The sequence below is a fragment of the Streptomyces sp. NPDC027672 genome, assembly GCF_055566335.1.
Genome location: NZ_JBVHSO010000001.1, coordinates 763,882 through 779,128, shown reverse-complemented (window position 1 = coordinate 779,128; position 15,247 = coordinate 763,882). Strand labels below are relative to the sequence as shown.

The following is a 15,247-nucleotide window of genomic DNA, read 5'->3' as shown; positions in this document are numbered from 1 at the left end:
ATCGTCCGATATCGGACGAGGACTGAGAAATGGGAATCCGCAAGTACAAGCCGACGACTCCTGGCCGTCGTGGCGCCAGCGTCGCCGACTTCGTCGAGGTCACGCGGTCCACGCCGGAGAAGTCGCTGGTTCGCCCGCTGCACAGCAAGGGCGGCCGTAACAACGCCGGTCGTGTGACCGTTCGCCACCAGGGTGGCGGACACAAGCGCGCCTACCGAGTGATCGACTTCCGTCGTCACGACAAGGACGGCGTGCCGGCGAAGGTCGCGCACATCGAGTACGACCCCAACCGCACCGCGCGCATCGCGCTGCTGCACTACGCGGACGGCGAGAAGCGCTACATCCTCGCCCCGCGCAACCTGCAGCAGGGCGACACCGTGGAGAACGGTCCCGGGGCCGACATCAAGCCGGGCAACAACCTGGCCCTCCGCAACATCCCGGTCGGTACCACGATCCACGCGATCGAGCTCCGTCCCGGTGGCGGTGCCAAGTTCGCCCGCTCCGCCGGTGCCTCCGTGCAGCTGCTCGCGAAGGAGGGCGCCTACGCCCACCTGCGCATGCCGTCCGGTGAGATCCGCCTGGTCGACGTCCGCTGCCGCGCCACCGTCGGCGAGGTCGGCAACGCCGAGCAGAGCAACATCAACTGGGGCAAGGCGGGCCGCAAGCGGTGGCTGGGCGTTCGCCCGACCGTCCGTGGTGTGGTCATGAACCCGGTGGACCACCCGCACGGTGGTGGTGAGGGCCGGACCTCCGGTGGCCGCCACCCCGTGTCCCCGTGGGGCAAGAAGGAAGGCCGTACTCGTTCGCCCAAGAAGGCGTCGAACAAGTACATCGTCCGCCGCCGCAAGACGAACAAGAAGCGCTAAGGACGGGTTGAGATGCCTCGTAGCTTGAAGAAGGGGCCCTTCGTCGACGACCACCTGATCAAGAAGGTGGACGCCCAGAACGAAGCCGGCACCAAGAACGTCATCAAGACCTGGTCCCGTCGCTCGATGATCGTCCCGGCCATGCTCGGTCACACGATCGCGGTGCACAACGGCAAGACCCACATCCCGGTGTTCGTCACCGAGTCGATGGTCGGCCACAAGCTCGGCGAGTTCTCGCCGACGCGCACCTTCCGGGGTCACGTCAAGGAAGACCGGAAGTCGAAGCGCCGCTAGTAGCGGATCGCATTCAGACACGTAAGTAACTGAAGGGACAACCATGGAAGCCAGGGCCCAGGCGCGGTACATCCGCGTCACGCCCATGAAGGCCCGCCGCGTGGTGGACCTCATCCGTGGCATGAACGCCACGGAGGCCCAGGCCGTCCTGCGATTCGCTCCGCAGGCCGCCTCGGTGCCGGTGGGCAAGGTGCTCGACAGCGCCATCGCCAACGCCGCGCACAACTACGACCACACCGACGCCGACAGCCTCGTCATTTCCGAGGCCTACGTCGACGAGGGCCCGACCCTGAAGCGGTTCCGGCCGCGTGCCCAGGGCCGTGCCTACCGGATCCGCAAGCGGACCAGCCACATCACCGTGGTCGTCAGCAGCAAGGAAGGAACCCGGTAATGGGCCAGAAGGTAAACCCGCACGGGTTCCGGCTCGGTGTCACGACCGACTTCAAGTCGCGGTGGTACGCCGACAAGCTGTACAAGGACTACGTCAAGGAAGACGTCGCCATCCGTCGGATGATGACGTCCGGCATGGAGCGCGCCGGCATCTCCAAGGTCGAGATCGAGCGCACCCGTGACCGCGTGCGGGTGGACATCCACACCGCCCGCCCGGGCATCGTCATCGGCCGCCGCGGCGCCGAGGCCGACCGCATCCGCGGTGACCTGGAGAAGCTGACCGGCAAGCAGGTCCAGCTGAACATCCTCGAGGTCAAGAACCCGGAGACGGACGCTCAGCTCGTGGCCCAGGCCGTCGCCGAGCAGCTCTCCTCCCGCGTCTCCTTCCGTCGGGCCATGCGCAAGAGCATGCAGTCCGCCATGAAGGCCGGCGCCAAGGGCATCAAGATCCAGTGCGGTGGCCGCCTCGGCGGCGCCGAGATGTCCCGCTCGGAGTTCTACCGCGAGGGCCGTGTGCCCCTGCACACGCTCCGTGCGAACGTGGACTACGGCTTCTTCGAGGCCAAGACGACCTTCGGCCGCATCGGTGTGAAGGTCTGGATCTACAAGGGCGACGTCAAGAACATCGCCGAGGTCCGCGCCGAGAACGCTGCGGCCCGTGCGGGTAACCGCCCGGCCCGTGGTGGCGCCGACCGCCCGGCCCGTGGTGGCCGTGGCGGCGAGCGTGGCGGGCGCGGTCGCAAGCCGCAGCAGGCTGCCGGCGCCGAGGCCCCCAAGGCCGAGGCTCCCGCCGCCGCTCCGGCTGAGAGCACCGGAACGGAGGCCTGACCGTCATGCTGATCCCCCGTAGGGTCAAGCACCGCAAGCAGCACCACCCGAAGCGCAACGGTATGTCCAAGGGTGGAACGCAGGTTGCGTTCGGCGAGTACGGCATCCAGGCGCTGACCCCGGCCTACGTCACGAACCGCCAGATCGAGGCGGCTCGTATCGCGATGACCCGTCACATCAAGCGTGGCGGCAAGGTCTGGATCAACATCTACCCGGACCGTCCCCTCACCAAGAAGCCGGCCGAGACCCGCATGGGTTCCGGTAAGGGTTCGCCGGAGTGGTGGATCGCCAACGTCAAGCCCGGACGTGTGATGTTCGAGCTGTCGTACCCCAACGAGAAGATCGCCCGTGAGGCGCTGACTCGTGCGGCCCACAAGCTGCCGATGAAGTGCCGGATCGTCAAGCGCGAGGCAGGTGAAGCGTGATGTCGGCCGGTACCAAGGCGTCCGAGCTGCGCGAGCTGGGCAACGAGGAGCTTCTGGCGAAGCTCCGCGAGGCCAAGGAAGAGCTGTTCAACCTCCGCTTCCAGGCGGCCACGGGTCAGCTCGAAAACCACGGTCGGCTGAAGGCCGTCCGTAAGGACATCGCGCGGATCTACACCCTGATGCGCGAGCGTGAGCTGGGCATCGAAACGGTGGAGAACGCATGAGCGAGAGCAACGTGACTGAGAACAAGGAAGCGCGCGGCTTCCGCAAGACCCGCGAGGGTCTGGTCGTCAGCGACAAGATGGACAAGACCGTCGTCGTCGCCGTCGAGGACCGTGTCAAGCACGCGCTGTACGGCAAGGTCATCCGCCGTACGAACAAGCTCAAGGCGCACGACGAGCAGAACGCCGCGGGTGTCGGCGACCGTGTCCTCCTCATGGAGACCCGGCCGCTGTCCTCGACGAAGCGCTGGCGCGTCGTAGAGATCCTCGAGAAGGCCAAGTAATTCCTGCGGGGCAGACCCCGCAGGTCAGTTCCGCCAGGCTCCGGGGGCCGCTGAGAGGCGGCCCCCGGGGAACCGGCAGACGATCAGGAGATAGACGTGATCCAGCAGGAGTCGCGACTGCGTGTCGCCGACAACACTGGTGCGAAGGAAATCCTTTGCATCCGTGTGCTCGGTGGCTCCGGTCGCCGCTACGCGGGCATCGGTGACGTCATCGTCGCCACCGTCAAGGACGCGATCCCCGGTGGCAACGTGAAGAAGGGTGACGTCGTCAAGGCGGTCATCGTTCGCACCGTCAAGGAGCGCCGCCGTCCGGACGGCTCGTACATCCGCTTCGACGAGAACGCCGCCGTCATTCTGAAGAACGACGGCGACCCTCGCGGCACCCGCATCTTCGGCCCGGTGGGCCGGGAGCTGCGCGAGAAGAAGTTCATGAAGATCATCTCGCTCGCGCCGGAGGTGCTGTAAGCATGAAGATCAAGAAGGGCGACCTGGTCCAGGTCATCACCGGCAAGGACAAGGGCAAGCAGGGCAAGGTCATTGCCGCTTACCCGCGCGAGGACCGTGTCCTGGTCGAGGGTGTCAACCGGGTCAAGAAGCACACGAAGGCCGGTCCGACGGCCGGCGGCTCCCAGGCCGGCGGCATCGTGACCACCGAGGCGCCGATCCACGTCTCCAACGTCCAGCTGGTCGTGGAGAAGGACGGCAACAAGGTCGTCACGCGTGTCGGCTACCGCTTCGACGAAGAGGGCAACAAGATCCGCGTTGCCAAGCGGACGGGTGAGGACATCTGATGGCTACCACCACCACTCCGCGCCTGAAGCAGAAGTACCGCGAGGAGATCGCGGGCAAGCTGCGTGACGAGTTCAAGTACGAGAACGTCATGCAGGTTCCCGGCCTCGTCAAGATCGTGGTCAACATGGGTGTCGGCGACGCCGCCCGTGACTCGAAGCTGATCGAGGGCGCGATCCGCGACCTGACCACCATCACCGGTCAGAAGCCGGCCGTCACCAAGGCCCGCAAGTCCATCGCGCAGTTCAAGCTGCGCGAGGGTCAGCCGATCGGTGCCCATGTCACGCTCCGTGGCGACCGCATGTGGGAGTTCCTGGACCGCACCCTGTCGCTGGCGCTCCCGCGCATCCGCGACTTCCGCGGCCTGTCCCCGAAGCAGTTCGACGGCCGTGGCAACTACACCTTCGGTCTCACGGAGCAGGTCATGTTCCACGAGATCGACCAGGACAAGATCGACCGCGTCCGGGGTATGGACATCACCGTGGTGACCACGGCGACCAACGACGAAGAGGGCCGTGCCCTTCTCCGTCACCTCGGCTTCCCGTTCAAGGAGGCGTGAGCGAGATGGCGAAGAAGGCTCTCATCGCGAAGGCTGCTCGCAAGCCCAAGTTCGGTGTGCGTGGCTACACCCGCTGCCAGCGCTGCGGTCGTCCGCACTCCGTCTACCGCAAGTTCGGCCTCTGCCGCGTGTGCCTTCGTGAGATGGCTCACCGCGGCGAGCTGCCGGGCGTGACCAAGAGCTCCTGGTAATCCCTGACCACAGGGATTCTGGGACCTCTCGGTAAGCAAACCGGACCGGCAGGGCCCGGCACCCGCATGCCTTAGGCTTGTGGGGTTGGGCTCTGCCGCCCCGGATCGCCCGCGGACATCCGTCCGCTGAAAGATTGCTTACTACGCCGTAGGTCCCCGCGCCGCACCCGTCCCGTCTGCAGAAGTACGGGGAGAGGGATGGCGCATATAGGAAACCCCGGCGAGAAAGGCCACAGGCCAATTCATGACCATGACTGATCCGATCGCAGACATGCTGACGCGTCTGCGGAACGCGAACTCGGCGTACCACGACTCGGTGTCGATGCCGCACTCCAAGATCAAGTCTCACATCGCGGAGATCCTCCAGCAGGAGGGCTTCATCACGGGCTGGAAGGTCGAGGACGCCGAGGTCGGCAAGAACCTCGTCCTGGAGCTGAAGTTCGGCCCCAACCGTGAGCGCTCCATCGCGGGCATCAAGCGGATCTCCAAGCCCGGTCTCCGGGTGTACGCGAAGTCCACCAACCTGCCGAAGGTGCTCGGCGGCCTGGGCGTGGCGATCATCTCCACGTCGCACGGGCTCCTCACCGACAAGCAGGCCGGCAAGAAGGGCGTGGGTGGGGAAGTCCTCGCCTACGTCTGGTAGCAGAAGGGAACGGAGGAAACAGCTATGTCGCGCATCGGCAAGCTCCCCATCGCGGTTCCCGCCGGCGTGGACGTCACCATCGACGGCCGGACGGTTTCGGTCAAGGGCCCCAAGGGCTCGCTGACCCACACCGTTGCCGCGCCCATCGACATCGCTAAGGGCGAGGACGGCACCCTCCAGGTGACGCGCCCGAACGACGAGCGTCAGAGCAAGGCCCTGCACGGCCTCTCGCGCACGCTGGTGGCGAACATGATCACCGGCGTGACCCAGGGTTACGTGAAGAAGCTCGAGATCAGCGGTGTCGGTTACCGAGTGACCGCCAAGGGTTCCAACCTGGAGTTCGCTCTCGGTTACAGCCACCCGATCGTCGTCGAGGCCCCCGAGGGCATCACCTTCAAGGTGGAGAACCCGACCCGTTTCTCGGTCGAGGGCATCGACAAGCAGAAGGTCGGCGAGGTTGCGGCCAACATCCGCAAGCTGCGCAAGCCCGACCCGTACAAGGCCAAGGGCGTCAAGTACGAGGGCGAAGTCATCCGCCGCAAGGTCGGAAAGGCGGGTAAGTAAGCCATGGCATACGGGCAGAAGATCCTCAAGGGCGACGCCTACAAGCGCGCCGCGATCAAGCGCCGTCACATCCGGATCCGCAAGAAGGTGTCCGGTTCGGCGGAGCGCCCCCGTCTGGTCGTGACCCGCTCCAACCGCCACATCGTGGCGCAGGTGATCGACGACCTGAAGGGCCACACCCTGGCGTCGGCGTCCACTCTGGACGCGTCGATCCGCGGTGGCGAGGGCGACAAGTCCGCGCAGGCCAAGCAGGTCGGCGCCCTGGTCGCCGAGCGTGCCAAGGCCGCCGGTGTCGAGGCCGTCGTGTTCGACCGAGGTGGCAACCAGTACGCCGGGCGCATCGCCGCCCTGGCGGACGCCGCCCGCGAGGCCGGGCTCAAGTTCTGAGCCGCTTGTAGCTAGCGGAAAGAGAGAGGTAATCCAATGGCTGGACCCCAGCGCCGCGGAAGCGGTGCCGGTGGCGGCGAGCGGCGGGACCGGAAGGGCCGTGACGGCGGCGCTGCTGCCGCCGAGAAGACCGCGTACGTCGAGCGCGTCGTCGCGATCAACCGCGTCGCCAAGGTTGTGAAGGGTGGTCGTCGCTTCAGCTTCACCGCGCTGGTCGTGGTGGGCGACGGTGACGGCACCGTGGGTGTCGGATACGGCAAGGCCAAGGAGGTGCCGGCCGCCATCGCCAAGGGCGTTGAGGAGGCCAAGAAGCACTTCTTCAAGGTCCCCCGCATCCAGGGCACCATCCCGCACCCGATCCAGGGTGAGAAGGCGGCCGGTGTCGTGCTGCTCAAGCCGGCGTCGCCGGGTACCGGTGTGATCGCCGGTGGTCCGGTGCGTGCCGTGCTCGAGTGCGCCGGTATCCACGACGTGCTGTCGAAGTCGCTCGGCTCCGACAACGCGATCAACATCGTGCACGCGACCGTTGCGGCCCTCAAGGGTCTGCAGCGTCCCGAGGAGATCGCGGCCCGCCGCGGTCTGCCCCTGGAGGACGTCGCTCCTGCGGCCCTGCTGCGTGCGCGTGCCGGGGCGGGTGCGTAATCATGGCGCAGCTCAAGATCACGCAGGTCAAGTCCTACATCGGCAGCAAGCAGAACCACCGTGACACTCTGCGGTCGCTTGGTCTCAAGGGGATCAACACCGTGGTCGTCAAGGAGGATCGTCCCGAGTTCCGCGGCATGGTGCACACCGTCCGCCACCTCGTGACGGTCGAGGAGGTCGACTGATCATGGCGGAGAACAACCCGCTCAAGATCCACAACCTCCGTCCCGCCCCCGGCGCCAAGACCGCCAAGACCCGTGTCGGTCGTGGTGAGGCGTCGAAGGGTAAGACGGCCGGTCGTGGTACCAAGGGCACGAAGGCCCGCTACCAGGTTCCGGAGAGCTTCGAGGGTGGCCAGATGCCGCTCCACATGCGTCTCCCGAAGCTGAAGGGCTTCAAGAACCCGTTCAAGACCGAGTACCAGGTCGTGAACCTCGACAAGCTGGCCGCGCTCTACCCCGAGGGTGGCGAGGTCACCGTCGAGGGCCTGGTGGCCAAGGGTGCCGTTCGCAAGAACAGCCTCGTCAAGGTCCTCGGCCAGGGCGAGATCTCCGTGGCGCTGCAGGTGACGGTCGACGCCGTCTCCGGCTCCGCCAAGGAGAAGATCGCCGCTGCCGGCGGCACGGTCACCGAGCTCGTCTGAGTCCTTCGGACGACGCCTCGATGACGTAGACGATCCCAACCGGGGATACCTCACAATGAGGTATCCCCGGTTGGTCGTTCCTAGGGGGGCAGTGTCGCCGGTATGGTGGCCTGCACTGTTCTTTTTCGTATTCGTCGAACCTCAGACCGTCACCCTTGACGCAGTTGCGCGGGGGTCGCAGGAGGCACCGTGCTCACCGCGTTCGCCCGGGCGTTCAGGACGCCCGACCTGCGCAAGAAGCTGCTCTTCACGCTGGGCATCATCGTGGTCTACCGCGTCGGTACCCACATCCCGATCCCCGGCGTCAACTACCAGGCCGTCCAGCAGTGTGTGACCGAGGCGCAGGGCAACCAGGGCCTGTTCGGCCTCGTGAACATGTTCAGTGGCGGCGCCCTGCTGCAGATCACGGTCTTCGCGCTCGGCATCATGCCGTACATCACGGCCAGCATCATCCTTCAGCTGCTGACCGTGGTCATCCCGCGCCTGGAAGCCCTGAAGAAGGAGGGCCAGGCGGGCACGGCGAAGATCACGCAGTACACCCGTTACCTCACCGTGGCGCTCGCGATCCTCCAGGGCACCGGTCTGGTCGCCACCGCCCGCAGCGGCGCCCTCTTCAACGGCTGCTCGGTCGCCACGAGCATCGTCCCGGACCAGGCGATCTTCACGACCATCACCATGGTCATCTGCATGACCGCCGGCACCGCCGTCGTGATGTGGCTCGGCGAGCTGGTCACCGACCGCGGCATCGGCAACGGCATGTCGATCCTGATGTTCATCTCGATCGCCGCGACCTTCCCGTCCGCGCTGTGGGCCATCAAGAAGCAGGGCACGCTGGCCGGCGGCTGGATCGAGTTCGGCACGGTCATCGCGGTGGGCCTGGTCATGGTCGGGCTCGTCGTCTTCGTCGAGCAGGCCCAGCGCCGTATCCCGGTGCAGTACGCCAAGCGGATGATCGGCCGTCGTTCCTATGGCGGTACGTCCACGTACATCCCGCTCAAGGTGAACCAGGCGGGTGTGATCCCGGTCATCTTCGCCTCCTCGCTGCTCTACATCCCGGCGCTCGTGGCGCAGTTCGCGGGAGGCAAGTCGGGCTGGAAGACCTGGATCGAGCAGAACCTCACCAAGGGCGACCACCCGATTTACATCACTACGTACTTCTTGCTCATCGTTTTCTTCGCGTTCTTCTACGTCGCTATCTCCTTCAACCCCGAGGAAGTAGCCGACAACATGAAGAAGTATGGTGGCTTCATCCCGGGCATCCGGGCTGGCCGACCGACCGCTGAGTACCTGAGCTACGTGCTCAACCGGATCACCTGGCCGGGTTCGCTGTATCTGGGTCTGATCGCTCTCGTACCGACAATGGCGTTGGTGGGCTTCGGGGCAAGCCAGAACTTCCCGTTCGGCGGGACCAGCATCCTCATCATCGTGGGTGTCGGCCTCGAGACGGTGAAGCAGATCGAGAGCCAGCTCCAGCAGCGCAATTACGAAGGGTTCCTCCGCTGATGCGTATCGTCCTCGTCGGGCCGCCGGGTGCCGGTAAGGGAACGCAAGCCGTCCGGCTCGCAGAGAAGCTGGCCATCCCGCACATCTCCACGGGAGACCTGTTCCGGGCCAACATCAGCCGGCAGACGGAGCTGGGCCGGCTGGCGAAGTCCTACATGGACGCCGGAAACCTCGTCCCGGACGAGGTGACCATCGCGATGGCCAAGGACCGGATGGAGCAGCCGGACGCGGCCCAGGGCTTCCTGCTGGACGGCTTCCCGCGCAACGTGCAGCAGGCCGGCGCGCTGGACGAGCTGCTGCGCACGGAGCGCATCACGCTGGACGCCGTGCTCGACCTGGAGGTCCCCGAGGACGAGGTCGTCAAGCGGATCGCCGGCCGGCGCATCTGCCGCAACGACTCGGCGCACGTCTTCCACGTGACCTACAGCCCGCCGAAGCAGGAGGGCGTCTGCGACGTGTGCGGCGGCGAGCTGTACCAGCGCGACGACGACTCCGAGGACACCGTCCGCAAGCGGCTCGAGGTCTACCACACGCAGACCGAGCCGATCATCGACTACTACAAGGCGCAGGGCCTGGTCGTCACGATCTCCTCCCTGGGCCCGGTGGACGAGATCACGCAGCGGGCCCTGGAGGCCCTCAAGCGCGAGAAGGCCGAGAAGTAGCTCCCGGCCCTCCCGGCCGCGGTGCCCTCCCGGGGCGCCGCGGCCGTACTGTTGTACAGGTACACCCAGCCGACGTGAGTGACGGAGAGCGCAGGCCCCCATGGTGCAGATCAAGACCCCCGAGCAGATCGCGAAGATGCGGGCGGCGGGCCTGGTCGTAGCCGCCATCCACGCGGCCACGCGTGAGGCCGCGGTGCCCGGCGCGACCACCCGGGACCTGGACGAGGTGGCCCGCAAGGTGCTCGCCGAGCACGGCGCCAAGTCGAACTTCCTCGGCTACGGCGGCTTCCCGGCCACCATCTGCACCTCCGTGAACGACGTCGTGGTGCACGGCATCCCCTCCGACGACGTCGTCCTCAAGGACGGCGACATCATCTCCGTCGACTGCGGCGCGATCGTCGACGGCTGGCACGGCGACGCGGCCTACACGGCGTTCGTGGGCTCCGGGCACGCCCCGGAGCTGATCGAGCTGTCCCGGGTGACCGAGGAATCGATGTGGGCCGGCATCGCGGCCATGAAGCAGGGCAACCGCCTGGTCGACATCTCCCGGGCGGTCGAGACGTACATCCGCCGCCAGCCCAAGCCGGGCGGCGGCCGGTACGGGATCATCGAGGACTACGGCGGCCACGGCATCGGCACCGAGATGCACATGGACCCGCACCTGCTGAACTACGTCGACCGCCGCCGCGGCAAGGGCCCCAAGCTGGTGCCCGGCTTCTGCCTGGCGATCGAGCCGATGGTCTCGCTCGGCACCCCGAAGACCGAGGTCCTCTCCGACGACTGGACGGTCATCACGACCGACGGCACCTGGTCCTCGCACTGGGAGCACTCCGTCGCCCTGACCGAGCAGGGCCCGCTGGTCCTGACGGCTCCCGACGGCGGCCGGGCCAAGCTGGCCGAGTACGGCGTCACGGCCGCTCCGGACCCGCTCGCATAGGGATCACCCCGTTGGGGCAGACTTCCTCGATTCGCCTTTCCGGGTGCGCCGACGTAGACTGACTCGTCGGCTCTTGTGCACCCGCATGCCTGCATGCTCACAAACGGTGCACGCCAGAGTCGATCAAGGTAGTCGATTCGAAGGGCGAAGCGTGGCCAAGAAGCAAGGTGCCATCGAGATCGAGGGCACTGTCGTCGAGTCTCTGCCGAACGCCATGTTCAAGGTCGAGCTCCAGAACGGCCACCAGGTCCTGGCACACATCAGCGGCAAGATGCGTATGCACTACATCCGCATCCTCCCTGACGACCGGGTCGTGGTGGAGCTGTCTCCGTACGACCTGACGCGTGGCCGGATCGTCTACCGGTACAAGTAGATCTTGCCCGAGCCCCGGGCCCGCCCGGAGCGCTGGCACTGACCCGGAGAACCTCACCCCATGAAGGTCAAGCCGAGCGTCAAGAAGATCTGCGACAAGTGCAGGGTGATCCGCCGTCACGGCCGGGTCATGGTCATCTGCGAGAACCCGCGCCACAAGCAGCGCCAGGGCTGACGCACGACCAGCACCCTCTGCACCGCTATCGCAGAGTTTCGCGCGACGCGAGCTGAATATGTTCATACGCAGAACCCGAGCGGTCCAGCTCGACACCCCCGGTTCGGAGGCCGGGGACCCGGTTCGTACCTAGTACGGCGGCCGGGAGCCGGTTCTGTGGAAGACCTCCGAAGATTCACCAGGAGCCATTGAATGGCACGCGTTTCCGGTGTCGACATCCCGCGCGAAAAGCGCGTGGAGATCGCGCTCACCTACGTGTTCGGCATCGGCCGGACCCTCTCCAAGGAGACGCTGGCTGCGACCGGCGTCGACCCGAACACCCGCGTTCGCGACCTGACGGAAGAGCAGCTCGTCGCGATCCGCGAGTACGTCGACAACAACATCAAGACCGAGGGTGACCTCCGTCGCGAGATCCAGGCCGACATCCGCCGCAAGGTCGAGATCGGTACCTACCAGGGTCTCCGTCACCGTCGCGGTCTGCCCGTCCGCGGTCAGCGCACCAGCACCAACGCCCGTACCCGCAAGGGCCCGCGTCGCGCCATCGCCGGCAAGAAGAAGCCGGGCAAGAAGTAGTCCGCAGCGGACACCTGTCCACGGTCTTCGCTGTAGGACCGACCACCTCCCGTAGGAGTTAATAGATGCCCCCCAAGGGTCGTCAGGGCGCTGCCAAGAAGGTGCGCCGCAAGGAAAAGAAGAACGTCGCTCACGGCCACGCGCACATCAAGAGCACGTTCAACAACACGATCGTCTCGATCACGGACCCGTCCGGCAACGTGATCTCCTGGGCCTCCGCCGGCCACGTCGGCTTCAAGGGCTCCCGGAAGTCCACGCCGTTCGCCGCGCAGATGGCCGCCGAGTCGGCCGCCCGTCGCGCGCAGGAGCACGGCATGCGCAAGGTCGACGTGTTCGTGAAGGGCCCGGGCTCCGGTCGCGAGACCGCGATCCGCTCCCTCCAGGCCACGGGTCTCGAGGTCGGCTCCATCCAGGACGTCACCCCGACCCCGCACAACGGCTGCCGTCCGCCGAAGCGCCGCCGCGTCTGAGGCTCCGGCTGTCTGTGGTCCCGGGCGGTACGGCTCTTTCGGGTCGTGCCGCCCGTACCCTTGCAGTACCCGCGCTCTTCACCGGGTGCGGTTTCCGTCGGGCGTCAAATAGCGGGCGTCCACGAAAGAAGGATCTGATCCACACATGCTGATCGCTCAGCGTCCCTCGTTGACCGAAGAGGTCGTCGACGAATTCCGCTCCCGGTTCGTGATCGAGCCGCTGGAGCCGGGCTTCGGCTACACCCTCGGCAACTCCCTGCGCCGTACCCTCCTGTCCTCGATCCCCGGTGCCGCCGTCACCAGCATCCGGATCGACGGCGTGCTGCACGAGTTCACCACCGTGCCGGGCGTCAAGGAGGACGTCACCGACCTGATCCTGAACATCAAGCAGCTGGTCGTCTCCTCGGAGCACGACGAGCCGGTCGTGATGTACCTGCGCAAGCAGGGCCCGGGTCTGGTCACCGCCGCCGACATCGCGCCGCCGGCCGGTGTCGAGGTGCACAACCCCGACCTCGTCCTCGCCACGCTCAACGGCAAGGGCAAGCTGGAGATGGAGCTGACCGTCGAGCGCGGTCGCGGTTACGTCTCCGCCGTGCAGAACAAGCAGGTGGGCCAGGAGATCGGCCGTATCCCGGTCGACTCCATCTACTCGCCGGTTCTCAAGGTCACCTACAAGGTCGAGGCCACGCGTGTCGAGCAGCGCACCGACTTCGACAAGCTGATCGTCGACGTCGAGACCAAGCAGGCGATGCGTCCGCGTGACGCCATGGCCTCCGCGGGCAAGACGCTGGTCGAGCTGTTCGGTCTCGCCCGCGAGCTGAACATCGACGCCGAGGGCATCGACATGGGTCCGTCCCCGACGGACGCCGCGCTCGCCGCCGACCTCGCGCTGCCGATCGAGGAGCTGGAACTCACCGTCCGCTCCTACAACTGCCTCAAGCGTGAGGGCATCCACTCCGTGGGCGAGCTGGTCGCCCGCTCCGAGGCCGACCTGCTGGACATCCGCAACTTCGGTGCGAAGTCCATCGACGAGGTCAAGGCGAAGCTGGCCGGCATGGGCCTGGCCCTGAAGGACAGCCCGCCCGGATTCGACCCGACCGCCGCCGCGGACGCCTTCGGCGCCGACGACGACGCGGACGCCGGGTTCGTGGAGACCGAGCAGTACTGAGGCTCTCCCCGAGCGTTTTCCGGGAGCGACCCCCGCGGGCCGCTCCCGGATCTCCGACAGACAACCGTCTGCTCGGATACTGACTCCGGTACCTGATACGGCCGGGGCAGACACACAGGAGAAAGAACATGCCGAAGCCCACCAAGGGTGCCCGTCTGGGCGGCGGCGCCGCGCACGAGAAGCTCCTCCTCGCGAACCTGGCGAAGAGCCTCTTCGAGCACGGCCGCATCACCACCACCGAGGCGAAGGCCCGCCGCCTGCGGCCGTACGCCGAGCGTCTGATCACCAAGGCGAAGAAGGGCGACCTTCACAACCGCCGTCAGGTGCTCCAGGTCATCACGGACAAGAGCATCGTCCACACGCTCTTCACCGAGATCGGCCCGCGCTACGAGAACCGTCCCGGTGGCTACACCCGCATCACCAAGATCGGTAACCGCCGTGGCGACAACGCGCCCATGGCCGTCATCGAGCTGGTCGAGGCGCTGACGGTGCAGCAGAACGCCGTGGGCGAGGCCGAGGCCGCCACCAAGCGCGCGGTCAAGGAGTCCGAGGAGGCCAAGGTCGAGGAGACCAAGGCCGAGGAGACCGAGGCTCCGGCCGAGGAGTCCAAGGACGCCTGAGGCTCCGCCTGACGTGAAGCGGGTCCGCCCTTCGGGGCGGGCCCGCTTTCGCGTACTTGAGAGGATGTTTCTGTGAGTGACGAAGTACAGCCCGGGCATGTCCGCATCCGTCTCGACCTCTCCTATGACGGCACCGCCTTCCACGGCTGGGCCAAGCAGGCCGGCGGCAAGCGGACCGTGCAGGGCGAGATCGAGGACGCGCTGCGTACGGTGACGCGGTCGACGCAGACGTACGAGCTGACCGTGGCCGGGCGGACCGACGCCGGGGTGCACGCCCGCGGGCAGGTGGCGCACGTGGATCTGCCGGCCGGGCTGTGGGCCGAGCACCGCGAGAAGCTGCTGAAGCGGCTCGCCGGGCGGCTGCCGAAGGACGTGCGGGTGTGGCGGCTGGCCGAGGCGCCGGCCGGGTTCAACGCCCGGTTCTCGGCCGTCTGGCGGCGGTACGCCTACCGGGTCACCGACCACCCGGGCGGGGTCGACCCGCTGCTGCGCGGCCATGTCCTGTGGCACGACTGGCCGCTCGACGTGGACGCCATGAACGAGGCCGCCCGGGCGCTGCTCGGCGAGCACGACTTCGCCGCCTACTGCAAGCGGCGCGACGGCGCGACCACGATCCGCACGCTCCAGGAACTGAGCCTGGTCCGGGACGGCGACGGGGTCATCACCGCGACCGTGCGCGCCGACGCCTTCTGCCACAACATGGTGCGGTCGCTGATCGGCGCGCTGCTGTTCGTCGGGGACGGGCACCGGGGGCCCGAGTGGCCGGGGAAGGTACTGGCCGCGGGGGTGCGGGACTCCGCCGTGCATGTCGTACGGCCGCACGGGCTGACGCTGGAGGAGGTCGGCTATCCGGCCGACGAGCTGCTGGCGGCCCGGAGCAAGGAGGCACGCAACCGGCGATCCCTGCCCCGGAGCCCGGGTTGCGAAACCTGTTAGTTACGTTCCATTTCGCTCCGCTTATGCCCCATGTCGGAACTTACCGGGTGTAAACCGACGTAACGGCCCTTACGCGTTTCATACCTCTCGGATACAGTTGCGCCT

Annotated in this window: 27 protein-coding genes; all 27 read left to right on the top strand. The window is 66.8% G+C overall.

The window, feature by feature from the left end:
- The first annotated feature begins 29 nt into the window (after positions 1 to 29).
- The 27 genes from rplB (at position 30) to truA (ending at position 15,142) form a co-directional block, all read left to right on the top strand.
- Positions 30 to 866 (top strand): 50S ribosomal protein L2, encoded by an 837-nt coding sequence (rplB, locus tag ACZ4SV_RS03505; RefSeq protein WP_030601203.1) that lies wholly within the window; start codon positions 30 to 32, stop codon positions 864 to 866.
- Between the two features lie 12 nt (positions 867 to 878).
- Positions 879 to 1,160 carry a 30S ribosomal protein S19 gene (gene rpsS / locus ACZ4SV_RS03500; RefSeq protein ID WP_004984529.1) on the top strand — a complete coding sequence of 94 codons (282 nt, stop codon included), beginning with the start codon at positions 879 to 881 and terminating at the stop codon, positions 1,158 to 1,160.
- Between the two features lie 43 nt (positions 1,161 to 1,203).
- Positions 1,204 to 1,551, top strand: a complete 348-nt coding sequence (gene rplV / locus ACZ4SV_RS03495) for a 50S ribosomal protein L22 (RefSeq protein WP_044571671.1) — start codon at positions 1,204 to 1,206, stop codon at positions 1,549 to 1,551.
- On the top strand, positions 1,551 to 2,378 hold the full coding sequence (gene rpsC, locus ACZ4SV_RS03490; protein WP_030839666.1) for a 30S ribosomal protein S3: 828 nt from the start codon (positions 1,551 to 1,553) through the stop codon (positions 2,376 to 2,378). Before rplV ends, rpsC begins: the two co-directional genes overlap by 1 nt.
- 5 nt (positions 2,379 to 2,383) lie before the next feature.
- Complete coding sequence (gene rplP, locus ACZ4SV_RS03485; RefSeq protein ID WP_009190136.1) at positions 2,384 to 2,803, top strand: 50S ribosomal protein L16; 420 nt, start codon at positions 2,384 to 2,386, stop codon at positions 2,801 to 2,803.
- Entirely contained in the window at positions 2,803 to 3,027 is a 225-nt protein-coding gene (rpmC, locus tag ACZ4SV_RS03480) for a 50S ribosomal protein L29 (RefSeq protein ID WP_007494763.1), read from the top strand. Before rplP ends, rpmC begins: the two co-directional genes overlap by 1 nt.
- The gene (gene rpsQ, locus ACZ4SV_RS03475) at positions 3,024 to 3,308 is read left to right on the top strand and encodes a 30S ribosomal protein S17 (protein WP_365873964.1); all 285 of its coding nucleotides are present in this window, start codon (positions 3,024 to 3,026) and stop codon (positions 3,306 to 3,308) included. The genes rpmC and rpsQ overlap by 4 nt, the downstream gene beginning before the upstream one ends.
- A gap of 96 nt (positions 3,309 to 3,404) precedes the next feature.
- Positions 3,405 to 3,773, top strand: coding sequence for a 50S ribosomal protein L14 (rplN, locus tag ACZ4SV_RS03470; RefSeq protein WP_003998823.1), 369 nt, complete (start codon positions 3,405 to 3,407; stop codon positions 3,771 to 3,773).
- A gap of 2 nt (positions 3,774 to 3,775) precedes the next feature.
- The gene (rplX, locus tag ACZ4SV_RS03465) at positions 3,776 to 4,099 is read left to right on the top strand and encodes a 50S ribosomal protein L24 (RefSeq protein WP_365873966.1); all 324 of its coding nucleotides are present in this window, start codon (positions 3,776 to 3,778) and stop codon (positions 4,097 to 4,099) included.
- Positions 4,099 to 4,656 (top strand): 50S ribosomal protein L5, encoded by a 558-nt coding sequence (gene rplE, locus ACZ4SV_RS03460; protein WP_030345436.1) that lies wholly within the window; start codon positions 4,099 to 4,101, stop codon positions 4,654 to 4,656. The genes rplX and rplE overlap by 1 nt, the downstream gene beginning before the upstream one ends.
- A gap of 5 nt (positions 4,657 to 4,661) precedes the next feature.
- Positions 4,662 to 4,847, top strand: a complete 186-nt coding sequence (locus tag ACZ4SV_RS03455) for a type Z 30S ribosomal protein S14 (protein ID WP_003948630.1) — start codon at positions 4,662 to 4,664, stop codon at positions 4,845 to 4,847.
- Positions 4,848 to 5,091: 244 nt separating this feature from the next.
- Positions 5,092 to 5,490: a 30S ribosomal protein S8 gene (gene rpsH, locus ACZ4SV_RS03450; protein WP_014674378.1), complete on the top strand. Its 399-nt coding sequence runs from the start codon at positions 5,092 to 5,094 to the stop codon at positions 5,488 to 5,490.
- Between the two features lie 24 nt (positions 5,491 to 5,514).
- Complete coding sequence (rplF, locus tag ACZ4SV_RS03445) at positions 5,515 to 6,054, top strand: 50S ribosomal protein L6 (protein WP_397938279.1); 540 nt, start codon at positions 5,515 to 5,517, stop codon at positions 6,052 to 6,054.
- 3 nt (positions 6,055 to 6,057) lie between these two features.
- A complete protein-coding gene (rplR, locus tag ACZ4SV_RS03440) occupies positions 6,058 to 6,441 on the top strand; it encodes a 50S ribosomal protein L18 (protein ID WP_365873971.1) in 384 nt (127 codons plus the stop codon).
- A 36-nt stretch (positions 6,442 to 6,477) separates the two neighbouring features.
- Positions 6,478 to 7,083, top strand: coding sequence for a 30S ribosomal protein S5 (gene rpsE / locus ACZ4SV_RS03435; RefSeq protein ID WP_324936594.1), 606 nt, complete (start codon positions 6,478 to 6,480; stop codon positions 7,081 to 7,083).
- A 2-nt stretch (positions 7,084 to 7,085) separates the two neighbouring features.
- A complete protein-coding gene (gene rpmD / locus ACZ4SV_RS03430; RefSeq protein WP_003998814.1) occupies positions 7,086 to 7,268 on the top strand; it encodes a 50S ribosomal protein L30 in 183 nt (60 codons plus the stop codon).
- A gap of 2 nt (positions 7,269 to 7,270) precedes the next feature.
- Positions 7,271 to 7,726 (top strand): 50S ribosomal protein L15, encoded by a 456-nt coding sequence (rplO, locus tag ACZ4SV_RS03425; RefSeq protein ID WP_301972792.1) that lies wholly within the window; start codon positions 7,271 to 7,273, stop codon positions 7,724 to 7,726.
- Between the two features lie 189 nt (positions 7,727 to 7,915).
- Entirely contained in the window at positions 7,916 to 9,229 is a 1,314-nt protein-coding gene (secY, locus tag ACZ4SV_RS03420; RefSeq protein WP_365873975.1) for a preprotein translocase subunit SecY, read from the top strand.
- Positions 9,229 to 9,891 carry an adenylate kinase gene (locus ACZ4SV_RS03415; protein ID WP_365873977.1) on the top strand — a complete coding sequence of 221 codons (663 nt, stop codon included), beginning with the start codon at positions 9,229 to 9,231 and terminating at the stop codon, positions 9,889 to 9,891. The genes secY and ACZ4SV_RS03415 overlap by 1 nt, the downstream gene beginning before the upstream one ends.
- Positions 9,892 to 9,991: 100 nt before the next feature.
- Complete coding sequence (map, locus tag ACZ4SV_RS03410) at positions 9,992 to 10,828, top strand: type I methionyl aminopeptidase (protein ID WP_365873979.1); 837 nt, start codon at positions 9,992 to 9,994, stop codon at positions 10,826 to 10,828.
- A 151-nt stretch (positions 10,829 to 10,979) separates the two neighbouring features.
- Positions 10,980 to 11,201: a translation initiation factor IF-1 gene (infA, locus tag ACZ4SV_RS03405; RefSeq protein WP_003948620.1), complete on the top strand. Its 222-nt coding sequence runs from the start codon at positions 10,980 to 10,982 to the stop codon at positions 11,199 to 11,201.
- A gap of 60 nt (positions 11,202 to 11,261) precedes the next feature.
- Entirely contained in the window at positions 11,262 to 11,375 is a 114-nt protein-coding gene (gene rpmJ, locus ACZ4SV_RS03400) for a 50S ribosomal protein L36 (protein WP_003998809.1), read from the top strand.
- Between the two features lie 192 nt (positions 11,376 to 11,567).
- Positions 11,568 to 11,948, top strand: coding sequence for a 30S ribosomal protein S13 (gene rpsM, locus ACZ4SV_RS03395; RefSeq protein ID WP_067240336.1), 381 nt, complete (start codon positions 11,568 to 11,570; stop codon positions 11,946 to 11,948).
- A 65-nt stretch (positions 11,949 to 12,013) separates the two neighbouring features.
- Positions 12,014 to 12,418, top strand: coding sequence for a 30S ribosomal protein S11 (gene rpsK, locus ACZ4SV_RS03390; RefSeq protein WP_003956432.1), 405 nt, complete (start codon positions 12,014 to 12,016; stop codon positions 12,416 to 12,418).
- Positions 12,419 to 12,563: 145 nt separating this feature from the next.
- Positions 12,564 to 13,586 carry a DNA-directed RNA polymerase subunit alpha gene (locus ACZ4SV_RS03385; RefSeq protein ID WP_003966937.1) on the top strand — a complete coding sequence of 341 codons (1,023 nt, stop codon included), beginning with the start codon at positions 12,564 to 12,566 and terminating at the stop codon, positions 13,584 to 13,586.
- 128 nt (positions 13,587 to 13,714) lie between these two features.
- On the top strand, positions 13,715 to 14,206 hold the full coding sequence (rplQ, locus tag ACZ4SV_RS03380) for a 50S ribosomal protein L17 (RefSeq protein WP_365873982.1): 492 nt from the start codon (positions 13,715 to 13,717) through the stop codon (positions 14,204 to 14,206).
- A 72-nt stretch (positions 14,207 to 14,278) separates the two neighbouring features.
- Positions 14,279 to 15,142: a tRNA pseudouridine(38-40) synthase TruA gene (gene truA / locus ACZ4SV_RS03375; RefSeq protein ID WP_468001014.1), complete on the top strand. Its 864-nt coding sequence runs from the start codon at positions 14,279 to 14,281 to the stop codon at positions 15,140 to 15,142.
- Positions 15,143 to 15,247 lie beyond the last annotated feature (105 nt).